Source organism: Streptomyces sp. BL1, from assembly GCF_057628045.1.
Map to the genome: position 1 here is coordinate 6,878,000 of NZ_JBXYWZ010000002.1, position 20,301 is coordinate 6,898,300.

The 20,301-nt window shown below is 72.2% G+C and carries 13 protein-coding genes; 8 read left to right on the forward strand and 5 right to left on the reverse strand.

Annotated features, from left to right (window positions below; translation table 11 throughout):
• The first annotated feature begins 32 nt into the window (after positions 1-32).
• A complete protein-coding gene (locus tag AC3AGO_RS30155; protein WP_487823422.1) occupies positions 33-1,853 on the forward strand; it encodes a glycoside hydrolase family 15 protein in 1,821 nt (606 codons plus the stop codon).
• Here the strand turns inward: AC3AGO_RS30155 and AC3AGO_RS30160 are convergent.
• From AC3AGO_RS30160 to AC3AGO_RS30180, 5 genes are all read right to left on the reverse strand, one after another.
• Entirely contained in the window at positions 1,802-2,572 is a 771-nt protein-coding gene (locus AC3AGO_RS30160; protein WP_487823423.1) for a class I SAM-dependent methyltransferase, read from the reverse strand. The genes AC3AGO_RS30155 and AC3AGO_RS30160 overlap by 52 nt on opposite strands.
• Positions 2,572-7,152 (reverse strand): aminotransferase class I/II-fold pyridoxal phosphate-dependent enzyme, encoded by a 4,581-nt coding sequence (locus tag AC3AGO_RS30165; RefSeq protein ID WP_487823424.1) that lies wholly within the window; start codon positions 7,150-7,152, stop codon positions 2,572-2,574. The genes AC3AGO_RS30160 and AC3AGO_RS30165 overlap by 1 nt, the downstream gene beginning before the upstream one ends.
• Positions 7,153-7,342: 190 nt before the next feature.
• Positions 7,343-7,501, reverse strand: a complete 159-nt coding sequence (locus tag AC3AGO_RS30170; protein ID WP_487823425.1) for a hypothetical protein — start codon at positions 7,499-7,501, stop codon at positions 7,343-7,345.
• Entirely contained in the window at positions 7,494-8,180 is a 687-nt protein-coding gene (locus AC3AGO_RS30175) for a polysaccharide deacetylase family protein (RefSeq protein WP_487823426.1), read from the reverse strand. The genes AC3AGO_RS30170 and AC3AGO_RS30175 overlap by 8 nt, the downstream gene beginning before the upstream one ends.
• Positions 8,174-10,618 carry a nucleotide sugar dehydrogenase gene (locus AC3AGO_RS30180; protein ID WP_487823427.1) on the reverse strand — a complete coding sequence of 815 codons (2,445 nt, stop codon included), beginning with the start codon at positions 10,616-10,618 and terminating at the stop codon, positions 8,174-8,176. Before AC3AGO_RS30180 ends, AC3AGO_RS30175 begins: the two co-directional genes overlap by 7 nt.
• 173 nt (positions 10,619-10,791) lie before the next feature.
• Between AC3AGO_RS30180 and AC3AGO_RS30185 the strand changes: the two genes are divergently transcribed.
• The 7 genes from AC3AGO_RS30185 to AC3AGO_RS30215 all read left to right on the forward strand — a co-directional run bounded on the left by AC3AGO_RS30185 (position 10,792) and on the right by AC3AGO_RS30215 (position 20,289).
• Positions 10,792-11,610 (forward strand): TetR/AcrR family transcriptional regulator, encoded by an 819-nt coding sequence (locus AC3AGO_RS30185; RefSeq protein WP_487823428.1) that lies wholly within the window; start codon positions 10,792-10,794, stop codon positions 11,608-11,610.
• Between the two features lie 250 nt (positions 11,611-11,860).
• On the forward strand, positions 11,861-13,000 hold the full coding sequence (locus AC3AGO_RS30190; protein WP_487823429.1) for a hypothetical protein: 1,140 nt from the start codon (positions 11,861-11,863) through the stop codon (positions 12,998-13,000).
• Between the two features lie 358 nt (positions 13,001-13,358).
• On the forward strand, positions 13,359-14,090 hold the full coding sequence (locus AC3AGO_RS30195; protein WP_487823430.1) for an ANTAR domain-containing protein: 732 nt from the start codon (positions 13,359-13,361) through the stop codon (positions 14,088-14,090).
• A gap of 343 nt (positions 14,091-14,433) precedes the next feature.
• Entirely contained in the window at positions 14,434-15,789 is a 1,356-nt protein-coding gene (locus AC3AGO_RS30200) for a cytochrome P450 (RefSeq protein WP_487823431.1), read from the forward strand.
• A gap of 96 nt (positions 15,790-15,885) precedes the next feature.
• Entirely contained in the window at positions 15,886-17,067 is a 1,182-nt protein-coding gene (locus AC3AGO_RS30205; RefSeq protein WP_487823432.1) for a zinc-dependent alcohol dehydrogenase, read from the forward strand.
• A gap of 373 nt (positions 17,068-17,440) precedes the next feature.
• Entirely contained in the window at positions 17,441-18,838 is a 1,398-nt protein-coding gene (locus tag AC3AGO_RS30210; protein ID WP_487823433.1) for a condensation domain-containing protein, read from the forward strand.
• Positions 18,839-18,891: 53 nt separating this feature from the next.
• Entirely contained in the window at positions 18,892-20,289 is a 1,398-nt protein-coding gene (locus tag AC3AGO_RS30215) for a condensation domain-containing protein (protein ID WP_487823434.1), read from the forward strand.
• Positions 20,290-20,301 lie beyond the last annotated feature (12 nt).

Genomic DNA, 20,301 nt, shown 5'->3' on the forward strand with positions numbered 1-20,301 from the left:
GGGCCGGGCGGGCTGCCTAGCATGGCCGGGCCATGGCCGGACTGATCGAGGACTACGCGCTCATCAGCGACCTGGAGACGGCCGCGCTGGTGGGCCGCGACGGGTCGGTCGACTGGCTGTGTCTGCCCCGCTTCGACTCCCCGGCCTGCTTCGCCGCGCTGCTCGGCACGGAGGAACACGGGTCCTGGCGGCTCGCCCCCGTGGGGCGCCGCACGTGCACGCGGCGCGCGTACCGCGGCGGGACCCTGGTGCTGGACACCGACTGGGAGACCTCCGCCGGCACCGTACGCGTCACCGACTTCATGCCGCCGCGCGCCCGGCTGCCGTACCTCGTCCGCATCGTGCAAGGGCTCTCCGGCGCCGTCCCCGTCCGCGGCGACCTGCGGCTCCGTTTCCACCAGGGGCGCGTCGTGCCGTGGGTGCACCCCAGCGGCGCGTATTCCGTCGCCACGGCGGGCCCGGACTCCGTGTGGCTCACCGCCGACGAACGGGTACGGACACGCGCCGCCGACGACCACATCCGCTGCGACGTCACCGTGTCGCAGGGCGAGACCTACGCCTTCGTCCTGCTGTGGGCGCCCTCCCACCTGCCGGCCCCCGAACCGGTGGAACCGGCCCAAGCCCTCGACGGGACACTGGAGTTCTGGCGCGGCTGGTCCGCCAAGTGCCGGTACGAAGGACCCTGGCGGGAGGCCGTCGTGCGCTCCCTCATCACTCTCAAGGCGCTCACGTACGCCCCCACCGGCGGCATCGTCGCCGCGGCCACCACCTCGCTGCCCGAGTGCCCCGGCGGCGAACGGAACTGGGACTACCGCTACTGCTGGCTGCGCGACTCCACGCTGACCCTCTCCTGCCTGCTGCGTAGCGGCTTCCGCGACGAGGCGCTGGCCTGGCGCGACTGGCTGCTGCGGGCCATCGCGGGCAGCCCGACCGGACTGCAGAGCGTGTACGGCCCGGCCGGGCAGCGGCGGCTGCGCGAGACCACGGCGCCCTGGCTGCCCGGCTACGAGGGGGCGCAGCCCGTACGGTTCGGCAACGCCGCGGTGGACCGGCTCCAACTGGACGTGCACGGCGAGGTGCTGGACACCCTCTACATGTCGCTGCGTGCCGGCGTGCCCCTGGAGCGCCACGCGTGGAGCCTCGTACGGCAGTTGATGAGCGACGTCGAGGCGCGCTGGCGCGAACCCGACGAGGGGCTGTGGGAAGTACGCGGCCCCCGGCGGCAGTTCGTGCACTCGAAGGTCATGTGCTGGGTGGCCGCCGACCGCGCGATGCGGATGGCGCGCGCGGGCGGGCTCTACGACGAGACGGCCCGCTGGCGCGCCCTGCGCGAAGAAGTGCACCGCGATGTCTGCGCCTCCGGCTGGGACCCGGGCCTGGGGGCGTTCACGCAGTCGTACGGGGATCCCGCACTGGACGCCTCCGCTCTGCTGATGCCCCAGGTGGGGTTCCTGCCCGCCGCCGACCCGCGGGTGCGGTCCACCGTCGGGGCGCTGCGCTCCCTGGAGGAGCACGGCTTCCTGCGGCGGTACGCGGGCGCCGACGGCGCGGACGGGAGGCATCCGGTGGACGGGATGCGCGGCAGGGAGGGCACCGTCGTCGCCTGCACCCTGTGGTACGCGGACGCGCTGGCCCTCGACGGGCGGCTGGGGGAGGCGCGGGAGATCTTCGAGCGGGTCCTCGCCGTACGCAGCGACGTGGGGCTGCTCTCCGAGCAGTGGGACCCGGTGACGGGCCGTCAACTGGGCAACACGCCCCAGGCGTCCAGCCATATCGCGCTGGTGAACACCGCCTTCACCCTTCAGGAGGCGGCGCGCCGGCCGGCCAGCACCACCATGCCGGTGTCCCCGTAGTCCGGCAGCGTCGGATCGGCGGCGATCCGGCCGATCCGCAGCCCGTCGGTGTACGGGGCGAACGCCGCCCGTACCGCCTCCCCGTCCACCGGGAAGCCCGGCCAGCGCAGTGGCCGCGAGCCGGGCGCCGGGCCGGCCCGGCCGATCCGGTAGGAGGGCATGTTCTCCATGAAGGCCGCGACCAGATGCCCGCCCGGCCGTACGGACTCGATGAACACCCGGCACAGCGCGGCGAATTCGTCCGCGTCCTCCGTGACGCTCTCCGCGACGAAGTTCATCGAGGCCAGCCCGTAGCGGCCGGCCGGCACACCGCGGATGTCGCCGTGCACCACCCGTACGCGGGCCAGTGCCTGCGGAAGTGTGGGCGGCAGCGCGGGGTTGTGCCTGCGGCAGTACGTGTAGAACGGCTGCCAGGACATGTCCGGTCCCTGTTCCGGGTCGAGCTGCCCGGCCAGATAGGCGACGTTTCCCGCACCGGCCTCGACCGCGTCGATGTGCCGGGAGGCCGCCGCCGCGAGCATCAGCGGATAGAGGTTGGGCCCCGCGCCGAACTCCAGGGACCTCCCGACGCTGTCCGGCCCCAACTGCCGGTAGAACGCGGTGTGATGGCGGATGACCGCGGCATCGGAGGGGTGCAGCTCCCGGTAGTTCTCGGCCAGATAGTCCCGCACCGGCCAGGCGTCCCAGTCCGCGTCGTCGTTGCGTACGGGCGGCGGCATCAGGTCCGCTTCCGCAGCGCGGACCGCGCGTCCAGTTCGGTGAGCACCGTGATGAGCCGGTCGACGTCCTCGTCGGAGTTGGCCGCCGTCAGCTGCACGCGGAAGCCGACGCTGTGCCGGGGGACGAGCGGATACGCGGCCAGCGTCACATAGATGCCCCGCTCCCAGAGGAACTGCCCGACCTCCTCCAGATTCGCGTCCTCCGCCAACGGCAGCTCGACGATGGGCAGTTCGGCCGTGTTCGGGGTGCTGACCCCCAGCTCCCGCACCGCGTCGAGCAGCCGCGCCGTCTTGCGGTGCAGATCAGCGCGGAGGGTGTCGCCGCGCTGTTGGTTGACGTCGAAACCGGCCAGCACCGTGGCCAGGGAGGCCGTCGGCGACGGTCCCGAGTAGAGGTAGGGCGCCGCGGCGACCTTCAGATGCTCCTTGAGCCAGGTCGGCAGCGCGAGGAACGCCAGCAGCGAGGAGTACGCCTTGGAGAAGCCGCCGACCAGGACGATGTCGTCGTACGTCTCGCCCAGGTGCCGCACGATGCTGTTGCCGCGGGTGCCGTACGGGCACGGCTCGTCCGCCGCCCGCTCGCCCAGCACGCCGAAGCCGTGCGCGTCGTCGACGTACAGCAGCGCCCCGTTGTCCCGGCAGACGGCGGCCAGTTCGGGCAGATCGGGAAGGTTCCCGGTCATGCTGTTGACCCCGTCTAGGCAGACGAGGCGGGAACTCCTGCCCGGCACGCGCGCCAGCATGGCCTGCAGTTCGCCGGGCCGCTCCGCGTGGAAGCGGTGCACGCTCGCCCCCTGGGCACGGGCGGCGATGCTGCCGTCGTACACGGTGCGGTGCGCGGTGGCCTCCACGAAGACGTGGCCCTCCCCGGCGAGGACGGGGATGACGGAGTTGTGGATGAGCGTGATGGTGGGCAGCACCAACGTGTCGGGCGCCCGCAGCAGTTCGGTCAGCCGCTCCTCGATCTCCGGGTACAGCCGGGGGCTGCCCAGCAGCCGCGACCAGCTGGGATGGGTGCCCCAGCGGCGGATCTGCGGTTCGACCGCGTCCATGATCTCGGGGTCGAGGTCGAAGCCGAGGTAGTTGCAGGACGCGAAGTCGACGAGCCAGTGACGGCCCACCCGGATGTGCCGGCCGCGCACCTCGTCGATGACCGCGTCCGACATCGGGCTGGCCCGACGCAGCCGCTCCAGGTCGCCCCAGCGCGGATCGTGCCGGCTCTCGGGGTCCCCCTGCCCCGAGGGCGCTCCGTCACCTGCGGACGGCGGGGACGCCGCGGCCCGTACGGGGTGCCCGGCCCCCGCTCTCGCGCGCACGCCGGCGTCCGGGCCGTGCGCACCCGGGCCCGGGCCGTGCGCACCCGGGCCCGGGCCGTGCACCCCTGCGTCCGCGCCGTGCGCCGCCGCGTCCGGGCCATGTCCCCCCGCGTCCGGGCCGGCGACCGTGAGGGAGGGCTGCGGCGCGGCGCGGATCAGCTGCGGCAGGTGGGTGCTGTGCCCCGCGCGCAGCGACTGCGCCGCCTGAGCCGCCGTCAGGGGCCGCGCGAACAGATAGCCCTGGCCGAACCGGCAGCCCATCGCCCGCAGCAGATCGCGCTGCCGGGTGTCCTCGATGCCCTCGGCGATGACGTGCAGACCGAGCGTGTCCGCGATGCCGACGATGCCCGAGACGAGCGCCACTTGCTGTTCGTCGACGGTGATCCCGTCGATGAACGACTTGTCAATCTTGAGGATGTCGATGGGGAACTCGCGCAGATAGCTGAGCGAGGAGAAGCCGGTGCCGAAGTCGTCGATGGCCATGCGGACACCGAGCTCCTTGAGGGCCTCCATCGTCGTCCGGATCTGCTGGTCCCCGCGCAGCAGTACGGATTCCGTCAGCTCCAGCACCAGCGAATGCGGGACGAGCCCCGACGTCTCCAGCACCTCCCGTACGAGGTCGGGGAAGCCCGGATCGGAGAACTGACGGGCCGACACATTCACGCTGACGTACAGCGGATCGGATTCCGGCCCGGCGGCCCGCTGCCAACCGGCCACGTCCGCGGCGGCGTTGCGGAGCATCCACGCGCCGAGCGGCACGATCTGCCCGGTCTCCTCGGCCAGCGCGATGAACTCGTCCGGCGGCACCAGCCCCCGCCGCGCGTGCGGCCAGCGGGCCAGCGCCTCGAAGCCGGCGACGCCGCCGCCCGACAGCTCCACGAAGGGCTGGTAGCGCACCGCGAACGCATCGGTCGCCAGGGCGTTCTCCAGCCCGGACTGCAGCTCGTGCCGCTCCAGCATCCCCGCGTGCAGCACCGGCTGGTAGTGCCGCCACTGCCGTTTGCCCGCGGTCTTCGCCGCGTACAGCGCCAGGTCCGCATGACCCAGCAGCTCCTCGCCGTCGGCGCTGTCCCGGCTGGTGGCGATGCCGACGCTGGCGTTCACGTACACCACGCCGTCACGGAGCCGGAACTCCCGGTCGAATTCCCGCACGAGCTGTTCGGCGAGGGCGGCGGCGTCGGCCGGCTCCGCGGCGTCCTCCACCAGTACGGCGAACTCGTCGCCGCCGAGCCGGGCCGCCGTGTCGCCCGCGCGCAGCGGGGCCGACAGCCGCCGTGCGACCTCGACCAGCAGCTCGTCGCCGACCGAGTGCCCCATCGTGTCGTTGATCATCTTGAAGTCGTCGAGGTCGATGAAGAGCACGCAGGTGAGGGAGTTCTCGCGTCGTCCGCGCAGCAGCGCGTGCTCGATGCGCTCCAGGAGCAGCGCCCTGTTCGGCAGCCCGGTGAGCGCGTCGTGGAAGGCGCGCTGGACGAGTTCGCGCTCCAGCTGCCGCTGTTCGGTCACGTCCCGCAGCGTGAGGACCAGGCCGTGCACGGTCTCGTCGTGCCGGAGGTTGCTGCAGCGCGCCTCCACGTCGAGCGGCCTGCCCGCGGGCCCTTCGATACGCCAGTCGTCCTTGCCGTCGGGCCCGGCGTCCTCCCGCATCCGGTGCAGTACGGCCGCGACCCGCTCCCGGTCCCTGGGGTCGACGATCTCCGACAGCGGCGCGCCGGTCACGGGCCGGTCGCCGAGCAGGGCGCCGGCCGAGGGGCTGGCGTACCGGACGGTGTCGTCGTCGTCGAGGATCAGGATCACGTCGGAGGCGTTGTGCACGAGGGTGCGGAAGTACGCCTCGCTGTTGCGGCGCAGCATCTCCCGGCTCAGACCGACCCGTTCGAGCGCGAGAGCCGTCTGGTGGGCGAGCGCCTCGAAGGGCTCCCACAGCTCCGCGAGACGCGCCTCGGGTCCGGCCACCGCCAGCGCACCGACCTGCGGTGCGCCGTCCGGCCAGGCCCGCAGTGTCAGCGGGCAGAGCAGGGCCGTCTCCCCGTCCAGGCCCAGCCCCGCGGCGCTGACCACCCGGGTGCGGCGGGGCGTCAGGAAGGGCGAGCGGGCTCCCCGGTACTGCTCGGGCCACGGGCCGCGCGGGCTGCGGTCGCCGGTACGGCTGCCGACGTGGCGCAGGGCGCCGTCCGCGTCGACGACCAGTACGGCCGAGTCGTGCCGCTCCGCGTTGCCGAGAACGACGGTCACCGCGGACCGTACGGCGGTGGCCACGTCCTGCGGGGTGACGGCCGCGACCAGGGACGCCGCCGTCATCCGCAGGGCCCGTTCGCGGGCCAGGATCCTGCGGTGGGCCGCCACGATGCCGGTCAGCCGCACCATCACCAGCAGGAACAGCGCGGCCGAGAAGCCGGCGATGACCGACGCGTCGCGTGCGTCGCCGCGCAGCGCCTGCCACAGCAGTACGCCGGGAGCCACCAGCGAGGCCGCGGCCAGCAGCGCCAGCCGGACGGGGGTGACGCCCGTACGGTGCTGGGGCACCGGCGCCGTCAGCTGCCGCATCGAGGGGTGCAGGGCCGCCATGCCCCAGGCGGTGAAGAAGACCACCCAGCCCAGGTCGAGCGGGGTGCCGACCTGCCAGGTGCCCTGCAGCTGGAGCATGCCGTACACGGCGTCGGAGGTCAGCATGCCGAGCGTGCCGACGGTGAGGAAGCGGACCGCGGGGCTGCGCAGTCCGCCCGCGGTGAGCAGCCGGGCCAGCATCGCCAGCATCAGGACGTCGCCCAGCGGATAGGCGAGCGAGATGGTGCGCTGCACCCAGGTCATCTCCGCGGCCTGGGCGACCGGGTTGATGAGGTAGACCCAGGACAGCAGGGCCAGGCCGAGGGTGAGGACGAGCGCGTCGAGCAGCCCCGCGAGGTCGCGCCCCGCCGTTCTGTACCGCACGAAGCCGAAGAGCCCGGCGGCGAACAGCGGATAGGTCACCAGATAGAAGCCGTCCGCCACGGAGGGGAACGGATTGGCCTGCCCCAGAAAGCTGTTGAGGACGTTGTACGCGGTGTCCCCGGCGGTGAACGTCAGGTTCGCGGCGGCCAGCAGAAACCAGGGCCAGCGGTGCGCGGGCCGGTGCAGCCGTACCCCGTGGAGGATCGCGACGACCCCGCAGACGCCGATGGCGGCCCAGGCGGAGGTGTGTCGTTCGGGCGCCGTCAGATAGAGCGCCGTCAAGGGGACCACCAGCACGAGGAGAACGGCCGTCAGCCTGTGCGGTCGGGTCACATTGACCGCCTCCTCGCCTGCGCCCCAAGATCCGGGCAGCGGAGATCGTCCGGTCCGGTTTCGCATGCTAGGCGCGGTACGGTCGCTCCGCTTGCCGGGCCCGTGGCCGCGGGCAGGGAAAGGGCCCGGGGCTGCCTTTCACGGCGGTCTCCGGGCCCTGCGGGTGAGCAACTCCCATTGTGCGTAGTGCTCAGTGCTTACGGAATTTCGGCGCGATGCGGGTGACGGCCAGGCCCACCGCAAGAACGGCGAATGCCGCAAGCGTGATCCAGACGAAGCCCATGCCGGTTACTGCGAGTGCGCCACCTCCGGTGGCCGCACCGATTGCCGGTCCAGCGTTGTCATACATGATTCTCACCTCCTCTCTCGCTCACTGCGGATATGGAACCCGTGCACAGGCCACGGGAGCTCAGCCCCTCCAGGATTTCCGGGAGCGCGTCGGTGGTGGTGCCGTTCCCGTCGTGCATCAGGAGAACGTCGCCGTCGCGGGAGACCTGCGCCTGCCGGACGATCTCCTTCGCGGTGGCCCCCGCGTAGTCGTGGGTGTCCACGGTCCACACCATGGGCATCATGTCCGTCTTCCGGGCCTGCTCGATGACGTTGCCGTTCAGCGACCCGTAGGGAGGCCGGAAGGTGGAGGGGGCCTCACCGGTCTGCCGCTCGATGATCTGGTTGGTGCCGACGATCTCCGCGAGCACCTGCGCGCTGTTCAGCCCGGACAGGTCTCTGTGGGAGTAGGAGTGATTCCCGGTCTGCATTCCGTGTTCCGCCACGTACTTCACCGATGCCGGGTCCGCCTCGGCGGACTTTCCCGTGAAGTAGAAGGTGCCGGTCGCCCCGTGCTCGCGGAGGGTGTCCACGATGCCCCGGGTTTCGGCGGTCGGGCCGTCGTCGAAGGTCAGGGCCACCCGTCCGGTGCATTCTCCGGACTCCTGCCCCAGGGCCTGCGGAAGTACGATTCCCGCTGCCGCGAAGGAGGTTGCGGCGAAAAGGACGAGCGCGGCGTACCGGATTCCGTGGTTCACCATGACTTTTTCCTTCCGAACAGCGTGTCCGTATAGGCCTTTGCGTGGCAGGCCTGGAGGAAGAAGTCGACGCTGAGTTCGTACATGCAGGCGGAGAGAAGCATCTGCCGCCATCCGAGCCGGCTGATGGTGATGGCACGTTCCACCACGAAGATTCCGGAGACGGCGAACCAGACGGGGGCGATGTTCAGCGTGTCCGTGGCGATCGCCAGGGCCATCGTGGACAGGTAGAGCGTGGTGACGATCAGCCCTGCCATGGCGAGGAGTTGGCGGCCCCAGTACTTCCAGGTGACGCGGGTCAGGCCGTACTGGAGGCAGTTCTCGACCGCTCCCCGCTTCCACCGCAGCCGCTGCTTCCACAGGTCCCGCCAGGTGGGCATGACCTCCGTGACGAGGGTGCACTGCTTCGGGGAGATGATCTTGAAGCCGAGTGTCAGGACGGCGAAGGAGAGTTCGTTGTCCTCGGTCAGCACCGACGTGTCGTAGATGCCGCCGCGGCCGTTCCCGGGAGGCAGCCCTCCCGAAAGCCGCGCCGTTCCCACCGCTTTGAGGACGCCGGCGCGGAACATGGCGGCCGTCCCTGTGACCACGAGGCAGCGGCCCCGCAGCCGTTCCACGTCGCGCCGGTAGCGGGCGTATTCGTTGCGCTGGAGGTGGCCGACGAACCCGCCGCCGGCGTCGCCCCGGAAGATGCCGCCCACCGCGCCGTACCTGGGGTCCTGTACGTACGGCCTGGCGTGCTCGGCGAATCCCTCGTCCAGCCGGCAGTCGGCGTCGGTGACGAGGACGCAGTCGCCGTCCGCGAGCATCGGCAGGTGGACGGCGAGGGCCTGGTTCAGCGCGCCGGCCTTCTTGTGCGTGTTGCCCTGCGTCTCGAAGACGCGGGCACCCGCGGCGCGGGCCAACTCCGCTGTCCGGTCGGTGCAGTTGTCCGCGACGACGACCACGTCGTCGGGCGGTACGGTCTGCCGTGCCAGAGCGGCCAGCGCGTCGGTTATGCAGTCCTCTTCGTTGTGTGCGGGCACGAGCACGAGAAGCGCGGGTGCCCGTTCCTCCGCCGGTTCCGGGGCCGGCGCCGGGCTCGGGGCCGCCACGGGGGCGGGGAGCTGTGCGGCGCTGTCGGACAGGGCGGCGGGGAGGGGGCGGCCCGGCGCGCACACCGTCCAGCCGGCCAGGCGCCAGGCCTGCGGGTCCAGGGTGTTGCGGGCGTCGAGGAGCCGGGGGCTGCGGACGCGGGCGGCGAGGGCGGCCGGGTCGGTGCGCGCGTAGACGGGCCATGCCGTCAGATGCAGCACCAAGTCCGCGTCCTGGCAGGCCTTTTCGAGGTCGGGTGCGTATTCGAGATCGGGAGCGACGGCGCGTGCGGCCTCCAGCGCGGCGGGGTCGTGGACGATGACCCGTGCTCCCCGCTGCCGGATCGCTTCGGCGACAACGAGGGCCGGCGAGCTGCGTACGTCGTCGCTGCCGGGCTCGGTCGCGGCGCCGAGTACGGCGACACGCCGGCCCGCGCAGGAACCGTCCAGCATCCGCTCGGCCAGTGTGACGGTGCGGGCGCGCTGCCGGGTGTTGATGCCGTCGATCTGCCGCAGCAGGTCCGCCGCGTCACCGGCGCCCAGCTCCCGGGCCCGGGCCGTGAAGCCGTGCAGGTCGTGGAGGAGACGGCCGGGGCCGAAGCCGAGGCCGGGCTCCTGGAAGGGGCGGCCGATGCGGGCGTCCGCGCCGACGGCGTCGGCGAGGGCGACGGCGTCGGCACCGGAGGCCTCGCACACCTCGGCCATGGCGTTGACGAACGAAATCTCCGTGGCCAGAAAGGAGTTGGCGGCCGCCTCGACGAGTTCGGCGGTGGACGGGTCGGTGACGACGATCCGTACGCCGTCGTGCGCGGCGGGTGCGTACACCTCGCGCAGCACGTCCTCGGCGTACTGCGAGGAGACGCCCAGGAGGATCCGTTCCGGACGCTGGGCGTCCGCCACGGCCGAGCCCTCGCGCAGGAAGTCCGGGTTCCAGGCGAGTTCGGCGTCGGGGGCGAGCTCGCGCAGCTGCCGGGTGAGCCGGGTGGTGGCACCGGCGGGCACGGCTGCCCTGCCGACGACGATGTCTCCGGGCAGCAGCAGCGGGGCCAGTGCGTCGATGACGCCCTCCACGTACCGCAGGGCCGCGGTGTACGGGCCGGGCTGCCGCGGCGTGCCGGGACAGACGAAGTGGATGCCGGCGAACCACGCGGCCTCGCTCAGCGAGGTCGTGAAGCGCAGCCGCCCCGAGTCGAGGGCGTGGCAGAGGAGTTCGTCGAGGCCGGGCTCGCGGACGGGGGAGCGGCCCTGGGTGAGGGCGGCGATGCGTTCGCCGTCCCTGTCGAGACCCAGGACCTCGTGTCCGCCGCGGACGAGGGAGAGGGCGTGTACGAGGCCGGCGCACCCGGTGCCGATGACGCTGATACGCATGGTGACCGTCCTTGAGGAGGCCGGGGCCGCCCGGTGTGGCGGGAGGGGAAAGGGGGCGCAGGGCCGGGGGCCCGACAGCGCCATTCGCTGTATCCTGATGCCGTACGTTTACGGCGTATACGTACAGAGTCCGCCTAGAATCGCATAACGTCAAGAGCTCATAGAAAACGGACATGAAGTCCCGATGGGAGGCGGCTATGCCGCACGACGACGCAGCCGCGAGTGAGGGCCGGCGGGCCGCGGACCGCGGCCGCTACGGAAGGCTGAGCAGGGAGCGGATGCTGGCCGCCGCCGTCGAGCTCGTCGACAGGGAGGGCCTGTCCGCGCTGAGCATGCGCCGGCTCGGGGCCGAGCTGGACGTCGAGGCGATGGCGCTCTACCGCTACGCGGAGAACAAGGACGCGCTCCTCGACGGACTCGTCGAGGCCCTCTACATCGAGCTGGAGGAGAAGCTGGCCGGCGACCCGGACGAGGCCGCCGGACCGGAACCGGGGAAGGCTCCCGGGGCGGGCTCCGGGAAGGCCGCCGGGCCGGGGCGGAAGCGTGCCGCGCGGATGCCCGAGTGGCGCGCCGGGCTGCACCGCATCGCGCGGGAGACCCGCCGGACGGCGATGCGGCATCCGCAGCTCGTGCCGCTGCTGGCCACCCGGCTCCTCGCCGTGCCGCTGGCACGCCGGCCGCTGCCCGTGCTGCGGCACCAGGAGCGGATCCTGGAGCTGCTGTCCCGGGCCGAGTTGACGGAGGAGGCCACCGCTGCCGCCCACCGTGCCTTCACCGCCTGGCTGTTGGGCTCCCTCTTCGTCGAACTCCAGGCACTGGACGACGAACCCGACGAGACCGACCCCTCCTTCCGGCTCGGCCTGCACCGGATGCCCGCCCGCGAACTGCCCCTGCTGCGGGCCGCCGCTCCGGCCCTCGCCGGCGAGCACGACGCCTCCGACGAGCTCACCGCCGGACTCGACGCGCTCCTGGACCGCCTCGTCACCGCGTGACGGCCGGTCAGCCGGCGGCGTCACCCGTTGAGGGGAGCGGCCGGACGTACGGGTGCGGGCCGGCGGCGTGTCCCGTACGGGCCCCGACGGGCGCGCCGCACGGGCCCCGCAAGGGGTTCGGGGGCGGGTCCCGCGGGCGGCGGATCCGACTCGCGAGGCGCGAGGGGCCGGGATACGAATGAACACCGTCCGGGCGCACGACTGTCAGGCGGCCCAACCGAGGCCCAGTGCCCCTGGAGTGGAGAGGAACATGACGCTCGACCCAGTCTCTGCGAGACCTGAAATACCGTCCGAGGAAACCCCTCACCCCCCGACATCGTCGGCGCCTCCGGGGGAGACCCCCTCGTCCGCGTCGCAGGGCACATCGCCCGAATCGCCGCCCGGCCCGGCCCCCGGACCGTCCCCGTCCCCGGACGGTGAACTCCCGCCGGAGGGGCGCCTCCAGGGCCCCTACGCCGACCCCGTCGACGGGCTGCTGCGCACCGCCGTCGTCTCCCGGCCGCTGGACGCGGTCACCCGTCTCATCACCCTGCTGGAACAGTCGCCGGACGGCGCGCGCGTCGCTCTCGAGGCACTGCGCATGGCAGCCGTCGACCGGCCCGTGGAGGAAGTCACCGAACTGGTGGCGCTGCTCGCCCGGCTCCCGGAGCACGGGGGCAGCGCGGACGAGGCGATCCGCGCGGCGGCCGAGCACCGGCCCGTCGAGGAAGTCAGCCGGCTGATGTCGCTCCTGCACCGCGCCCCGCACGTGGCGCACGCGGGAGAACAGGCGGTACAGGCGGCGGCGACCAGTCGTCCCGTGGAGGATCTGGTCGAACTCATCGCCCGGCTCGAAGAGGAACGCGGCGGCACCACGAGTACCGGCACCGGTGACGGCGCCAGTACCGACTCCCGCCAACCGGCAACGGCCGCAGAGGACTTCACCTCTGCGGCCGTTTCCATGCCGGACGGGCGCGAGGCGGAAGGGGACGTCATTCCGATCGCGTGGCTGCGCTGGCCCGCCGCGGTGGCCCTCCTGCTGTGCGGGCTGGCGCACTTCCCGTTCGGAGGCGCGCCGTCGTCCCTCGCGTACGGACTGACCGCCGGTGCGGCCGTGTTGTGCGCGCTGCTGGCGGTCCTGCTGTGCGTCAGGAGCAGCGTTCCCGCGCTCGTCGCGGGGGTGCTGGTGCCCGGCATGCTGGCGGCGGGGCACCTGCTGGGCGACGTACTCCGGGCGCCGGAGGTCACCCGCGCACTGGACGGCGCGGGCGGGCCTCCCGTCCTCGCCACGGTCGTGGCGGTGCTCGCCGCGATCATCTGCTGTGCGGCGCTCGCCGGTGCACTCCGTGACCGGCCCGGTGCCAGGTCCGCTCGCCCCCGGGTGAGGGGCGCGGACTACGCGGTGGACTGATCCGGTACTCCCGGACCGCGTGCCGGGATACTCCGGCCCGGGCCGCCGTCCCCGCGGGGACGGCGGCCCGGGCTCATTCCCAACGGGGCGCCTGCGTACGCGAACTGACACCCTGTCGAACAACGCGTAGGCGCGGGGTGTCGGAGCGTCGCCGGTGGGGAGTACAGTCGGGAAACGCGGCGGGCGAAGTGTTCGCCGCGTGGTGGAGGGGCCCACCAGACGGAAACCGCAGCCACCGGCTGCCAACGGTCCCTACTTGCAGGCAGGCGTGTCCAGGAGCGGATGCGCCCGGCGAGTGGGGGAGGACTGTGACAGCACACCAGGGACCTGTCCGACAGGGATCAGGGGCGCAGTAGCCGTGCCGCGCGCCGCTGTTGACGCCTTTCTGCACACCCTCGACAGCAGTCGGGGCTCCGGAGAAGCCGACACGGTCTGGCCGCCACCCCTCGCGGCGCTGGAGCTCGACGGGCTCGCGCTGAGCCTCGTCCTCCCGGGTGGCTCCACCGAACTCGTCCAGTACAGCGACGAACGCACCGCCGCGCTGGAGGACTTGCAGTACGTGCACGGCCAGGGACCCACCCGGGAGGCCGCCGTGCGCAGCGCCCTGGTCCTGGTGTCCGATCTCGTACGGTGCTCACGCTGGGTGCCGCTGCCCCTGGACCTGCTCGCCCTGGACGTCCGCGCCGTTCTCGCGTTCCCGCTGCTCGTCGGCGGCGTCTGCCTCGGCGCCCTCACCGGTCACCGCGCCACGACGGGACTGCCCGACGCCGAGCGGCTGCACGCGGCACGTCACCTCGCCGCCGGACTGGCCCTGCGGCTCCTCAGCGACGGGCGCGACGGACGCGACGAGCGCGACGGATGCGACGGGCATGAAGGGCGCGGCGAGGGCGTGCCGGGCCTGCTGCCGCCGCGGCTCACCCGCCGTTCGGCGTTCCACCAGGCCGTCGGCATGGTCGCGGCCCAGCTCGGAGTGGCGCCCGTCGAGGCGCAACTGCGCATCCGGGCCCACGCGTTCGAGCGGGGCAGGCCCCTCGTCCAGGTCGCCGACGACATCCTCGCCCGGCGCCTCCTCCTCGACGACGACCACTGACTCGACGACGACCACTGAGACGACCACCGGGGCGACCGCTGAACGGGCCGTCGTCCGGAGCGAGTTCCGGCCGCGGAGCACCGTGTGTCCGCGGCCGGATCCCTCTCCTCACTACAACTGGTCGGTCGCAGTACCTCACTTCCTCTCCTGAACGGTGATGCGCTGACCGCACCGAGTCCCCGGTGCACGTTTCCCAAACCTGCTCTTCCTGTTTTCCCGGGAGCCCCGGAGGTCACAGCGGGAAACGGGGCCGGCCGGGGTGCCGCCCGGCGTCTGATTGATCCCGTTTGGGGGTTTGTGGGGCGGGTACCGCGCTGGTTCACCCCCACCGGCAGGAGTTGTCATGCGGACCATGAACGCGGCGGAACGGATGTCCGGCACCCCGTCGAAGGCGAGCGCCACCGAGATCGCGTCGGTCGCCTCGCACGTGCTGCTCCCCGTACTCGCCGGCGGCGTCATCGTCCGGCGCCCCCGCGGCATGCACCTGGTCGAGCGCACCCAGTGGGACCGGCGCGGCATCGACCTCGCCCGGACGCTGCGGGACCGGCACGGGCCCGGGCCGCTCTACATCACCGCACGCGGCCGCCCGGCCGCCCTCGTCCTCGACCCCGCCGACGCGCACCGGATCCTCACCGAGACCCCGGAGCCCTTCACCCCCGCCAGCCAGGAGAAGATCGGCTCCCTGGCGCAGTTCCAGCCGCACGGCGTCCTGATCAGCTCGGGCCGGGACAGGGAACGGCGCCGCGCCTTCCACGAAGGCGTGCTGCAGACCCCGCACCCGCTGCACCGGATGGCCGGCGACGTGGCCCGCAAGGCCGCCGAGGAAGCGGACCAACTCCTGCACGGCGCCGAGCAGTCGGGCGAGCTGGCCTGGGAGGAGTTCCACGCCGCGTGGTGGCGCCTCGTACGCCGCATCGTGCTCGGCGACGGCGCACGCGACGACACGGTCCTCACCGCGCAGCTGGACCGGCTGCGCTCCGCCGCCAACTGGTCCGTCCTCAGCTCCCGCCGCCACGAGCTGCGGGGCGCCTTCATGGACCGGCTGCGCCACCACCTCGGGCGCGCCGAGTCCGGCAGCCTCGCGGCGGAGGTGGCACGGATGCCCGCCGAACCCGGCACCGACCCCGTCGGCCAGGTGCCGCACTGGCTGTTCGCGTACGACGCGGCCGGCATCGCCACCCTGCGCGCCCTCGCACTGCTGGCCTCGCACCCGGACCAGGCGGCGCTCGCGCGCGGCGAACTCGCCGGGTACGAGCCGGGCACCCCGCAGGAGCTGCCGTTCCTGCGGGCCTGCGCCCTGGAGTCGGTGCGGCTCTTCCCGACCACGCCGCTGCTGCTGCGCGAGAGCACCGAGGAGACCTGGTGGGGAGGCGAACCGCTGCCCGCCGGCACGACGTTCATCCTCTACACCCCCTACCTGCACCGGGCCGAGCCCGCCGCCCCGCACAGCGACAGCTTCGTGCCCCACATCTGGCGGGACGGCGAGGCGCGGACCAACCCCGCGCTGGTGCCCTTCAGTTCGGGCCCGGCGGGCTGCCCCGGCGAGAACCTGGTGCTCCTCACCGTCAGCAGCCTGCTCGCCGCGCTCCTGCACCGGCACACGTACTCGCTCGCCTCCACGCCGACCCTCCACCCGACACGGGCCGTGCCCGCAACCCTCGACCACTTCACGCTCCGCTTCCGCGTGCACCGAGGGTGACGGGGTGCACGGCCGGGACGCGGGCGGCCGCCGGGTCCGTACGTATGACCTGCGGCTCGTGGGTACCCGGCGGGGTCCCGACCGGAGGTGACACCAGTGAAGGCAGCCGTCTGGCACGGAAAGCGCGACGTACGGGTCGAGGAGGTCCCCGACCCCGAGCTCCGCGACCCCACGGACGCGGTCATCCGGATCACCTCGACCGGGCTGTGCGGCTCCGACCTGCACCTGTACGAGGTGCTCACGCCGCTGATGACCGAGGGTGACATTCTGGGGCACGAGCCCATGGGCGTCGTCGAGGAGGTCGGCAGCGACGTGCCGCACCTCGCGCCGGGAGACCGCGTCGTGGTCCCCTTCCAGATCGCCTGCGGCTCCTGCTTCATGTGCGACCGGGGCCTCCAGACCCAGTGCGAGACCACGCAGGTGCGGGAACACGGCAGCGGCGCCCCGCTGTTCGGCTACACCAAGCTGTACGGGGCCGTACCCGGCGCCCAGGCCGAATATCTCCGCGTACCGCAGGCGCACTACGGGCCCCTCAAGGTGCCCGAGGGTCCGGCGGACGACCGCTATCTGTTCCTCTCCGACGTGCTGCCCACCGCGTGGCAGGCCGTCGAGTACGCGGAGATTCCCGACGGCGGAACCCTCGTGGTGCTCGGTCTCGGCCCGATCGGCGACATGTCCTGCCGCGTCGCCCTGCAGCGCGGCGTGGCCCGAGTCATCGGCGTCGACCTCGTCCCCGAACGGCTGCAACGGGCCGCGGCACGGGGCGTGGAGGTGCTCGACCTCACCCACCACGAGGACCTCGGCGCCGCCGTACGCGGCCTGACCGACGGGCGCGGCCCCGACTCCGTCATCGACGCCGTAGGGCTGGAGGCGCACGGCAGCCCCGGCGGCAAACTCATGCAGGCACTCGGCGCGATGCTGCCCGGCAAACTGGCCGAGAAGGCCGCCACCACCGCGGGCGTCGACCGGCTCTCCGCCCTCTACCAGGCCATCGGCCTCGTACGGCGCGGCGGCACCATCTCGGTCAGCGGCGTGTACGGCGGCGCGGCCGACCCGATGCCGCTGCTCACCCTCTTCGACAAGCAGATACGGCTGCGCATGGGCCAGGCCAACGTCCGCCACTGGGCGCCCGACATCCTGCCGCTGCTCACCGACGAGGACGTGCTGGGCGTCGACGACTTCGCCACACACCATCTGCCGCTGGAGGAGACGCCGCGCGCGTACGAGATGTTCCAGAAGAAGTGCGACGGAGCGGTGAAGGTCGTCCTGCGCCCCTGACCCGGCCCCCCGCCCCGCACCCCCTGCACCGAGCCCGGCCGAAGAGATGAACCCCGAGATCCTCAACGCCACGGGCGGCACGCCGCGCCGTGATCGTCCGTCAACGGCGCACCGCTGCCTGTCGCATGCGGTGCGCCGTTGACGTGCGGGTGGGGCGCGGTCCGGGCCTGCCCTTCTCGGCGGAGGGTGCGGTGATCCGTCGATCGCGGCCGTTTCCCCACGTCTGTTGACTCGTTGGGGTGAAGAAGGTGGGTACGTGGTGACGCGCGCGGGCCCGTGAGCCGACGCGCGTACCACGTTCGTCACCGCTGCCGTCTGCCCATGACCGCACCGGCCGGGTGCGGCACGGCTCCCGACAACAGAGAGAGTCAGCATGCTGCAGGTGCCCATCGACGACGTGGACATCGCTCCCGGACACGTCTTCGAGTGGAGACTCGTCACGACGACGATGCGTGACTCCGACGACGGGCAGCCGGACGACCCCACGACGTACAACCAGGAGAAGCACTTCGCCGTCGCGCAGGAGGCCCGCAGCGCGGACGACGAGCACGTGTCCGCGTACGTGGCCGGAACGTTCGACCTCCAAGGGCCCCTCGACATGCAGGCGTTGGAAGACGCGCTGCTGTTCTTCGTCCGCCGGCACGAGGTGCTGCGCAGCGAGTTCCGGCAGCCCGACGACGACCTGAACTGCGACGTGCTCGAACCGGACGACGTGGCCCTGAAGCTCGTCGACATGGGGGAGATCGGCACCGCCGGCGAGGTCACCTCGTATCTGCACCGCTTCTTCCAGCGGATCGACCCGCTGGTCTGGCCGTTGATCGTCATGGGCGCCGTGGTGCGGGACGAGACGACCACGGTGTTCTTCGCCTGCGACCACCTGGTCACCGACGGGATCTCCACCCCCGTAGCCGTACGCGACATCGCCACGGCCTACGCGGCGCTGTCCCGCGGCGAACAGCCGGAGCTTCCCGAGGTGGGCAGCTACCTCCGCTTCAGCCGCGAACAGCGGGACGGCTACCGGGACATGGAGGCCGGCGACAGCCGGCTGGACCACTGGCGGGAGTTCATGGAGCGGGGCGAGTTCTTCCCGCGGTTCCCGCTGGACCTGGGGATCGAGGAGGGCGGACTGCACCCCTCGGCCAACGAGATGGAACCCCTGCTCGCCGTCCCCGAGACGGAGGCGCTGGAGTCCCGCTGCCGGGAGCACGGGGCGGGCCTCTTCGCGGGCATCCTCGCCGCCGTCGGCGTGACTCTCCGCAAGGAGGGCGGGCCCGACGTCTACCGCGGGATCATGCCGGTCAACGAACGCGGCCGCGGCGCCTACGCGCACACCATGGGCTGGTTCATCAACACGATGCCCATCGAGTTCTCCGTCGCGGAGGACGAGGGGTTCGCGGACGTGATGGCCAACGTACGGACCGCGTCGACCGAGATGCAGAAGAACATCGACGTGCCCTTCGTGAAGGCGTGGCAGCTGCTGGCCCCCAGGGAGTACCACCAGATGCGCACCTGGCCGTACGCGGTGAACTTCTTCTCGTACCTCGACTTCCGCAGAACGCCGGGCGCGCCGTGGCACGTCGAGTGGAACGCCAGGAAGCACATCTGGGCCTCGCACACGAACGGCATCTGCTTCTGGTTCCACCGCAACGACACGGGCCTGTACGTGAATTCCGTCTATGTCGACACACCGGAGGCGCGGCACACCAAGACCGCGTTCGTGCGCACGCTGAACCGGACCGTGGACGCCATGGTGCACCGCGGCACGTTCTGAATCGGCGGCGCACACGGCAGGGCAACCACTCATCAGGGAAAGGACGTTCACCGGTGCTGCAGCTTCCCATCGAGGAACTGGACGCCACCCCCGGGCACTTCGTCACCTGGACGATGCGGTCCGCGGGAGAGCAGACCGCCGGCGGGCCCGGGCAGCCGGGCGGCGGCGTGACCTCGTACAACCAGGAGAAGCACTTCAGCACGGCGCGGGAGGCGCAGCGTACGGACGAGTCCGTCGCGACGTGGCTGGCGGTCACCTTCGAACTCCCGGGCACGCTGGACCGCAAGGCGCTGGAAGCGGCGCTGCTGCACTTCGTCCGGCGGCACGAGGTGCTGCGCTGCGCCTTCCAGCAGCTCGCCGGGGATCTGACGTGCGACACGCTCGACCCGGACGACGTCGCCCTCGACCAGACCGACGTCGGCTACTTCGCGTCCGCCGGTGAACTCCGGTCCTGCCTGCACCGGTTCTTCCGGCAGATCGACACCCTCACCGGCCCGCTGTTCGTGATGGGCGCGGTGGTCAGGGACGAGGCGAGCACCGTGTATCTCGCCTTCGACCACATCGTGTACGACGGCATGTCGGCGCCGGTGGCCGTGCAGGACATCGTCACCGCGTACGCGGCGTACGAGCGCGGCGAGGAGCCCGAACTGCCGGAGGCGGGCAGCTATCTCGCCTTCAGCCGTACGCAGCGGGAGCGGAACGAGGCGCTGGACGCCGACGACAGCCGGCTGGACCACTGGAAGGGGTTCATGGAGCGGAACGGCGGCTTCTTCCCGCCCTTCCCGCTGGACCTCGGCCTGGAGCAGGGCCGGATGTACCCCGCCGTCAACGAGACGGACCTGCTGCTCGCCCGAGAGGACGCCGAGACGCTGGAGGCACGCTGCCAGACGGCCGACGCCAGCCTCTTCCTGGCCTCGCTGGCCGCCGTCGGCGTGTCGCTGCGGGCGGAGGGCGGGCCGGACGTCTACCGGGGCATCGTCCCGGTCAGCGAACGCGGCCGCGGACCCTACACGCGGGCCCTGGGCTGGTTCGTCAACCCGATGCCGGTCGAATTCGCCCTGGACCCCGGGGACTTCGAGGCGACCCTCGGGAACGTACGGACCGCCGCCAGGACGATGATGCGGCACGCCGGCGTGCCCTTCGTGAAGGCGTGGCAGCTGCTCGCCCCCGAGTACGCCGCGATCAGCTCCTGGCCGTACGCGGTGAACCTCTTCTCGTACGTCGACACACGGGACTCGCCCGGAGGGGAGGCCGGCGCCGGGTGGAACGCGCGCGGACACACCTGGGTACCGCAGAGCAACGGCCTGTGCCTCCTCTTCAACCGGGACACCACAGGGCTGTACGTGAACACCCTCTACGCCGACACCCCGCAGGCCCGGCGGACCAAGGCCGCGCTGAGCAGGACGCTCACACTCACGATGGAGAACATGGCGCACGCCGGTACGTTCTGACCGGCCCCGGAC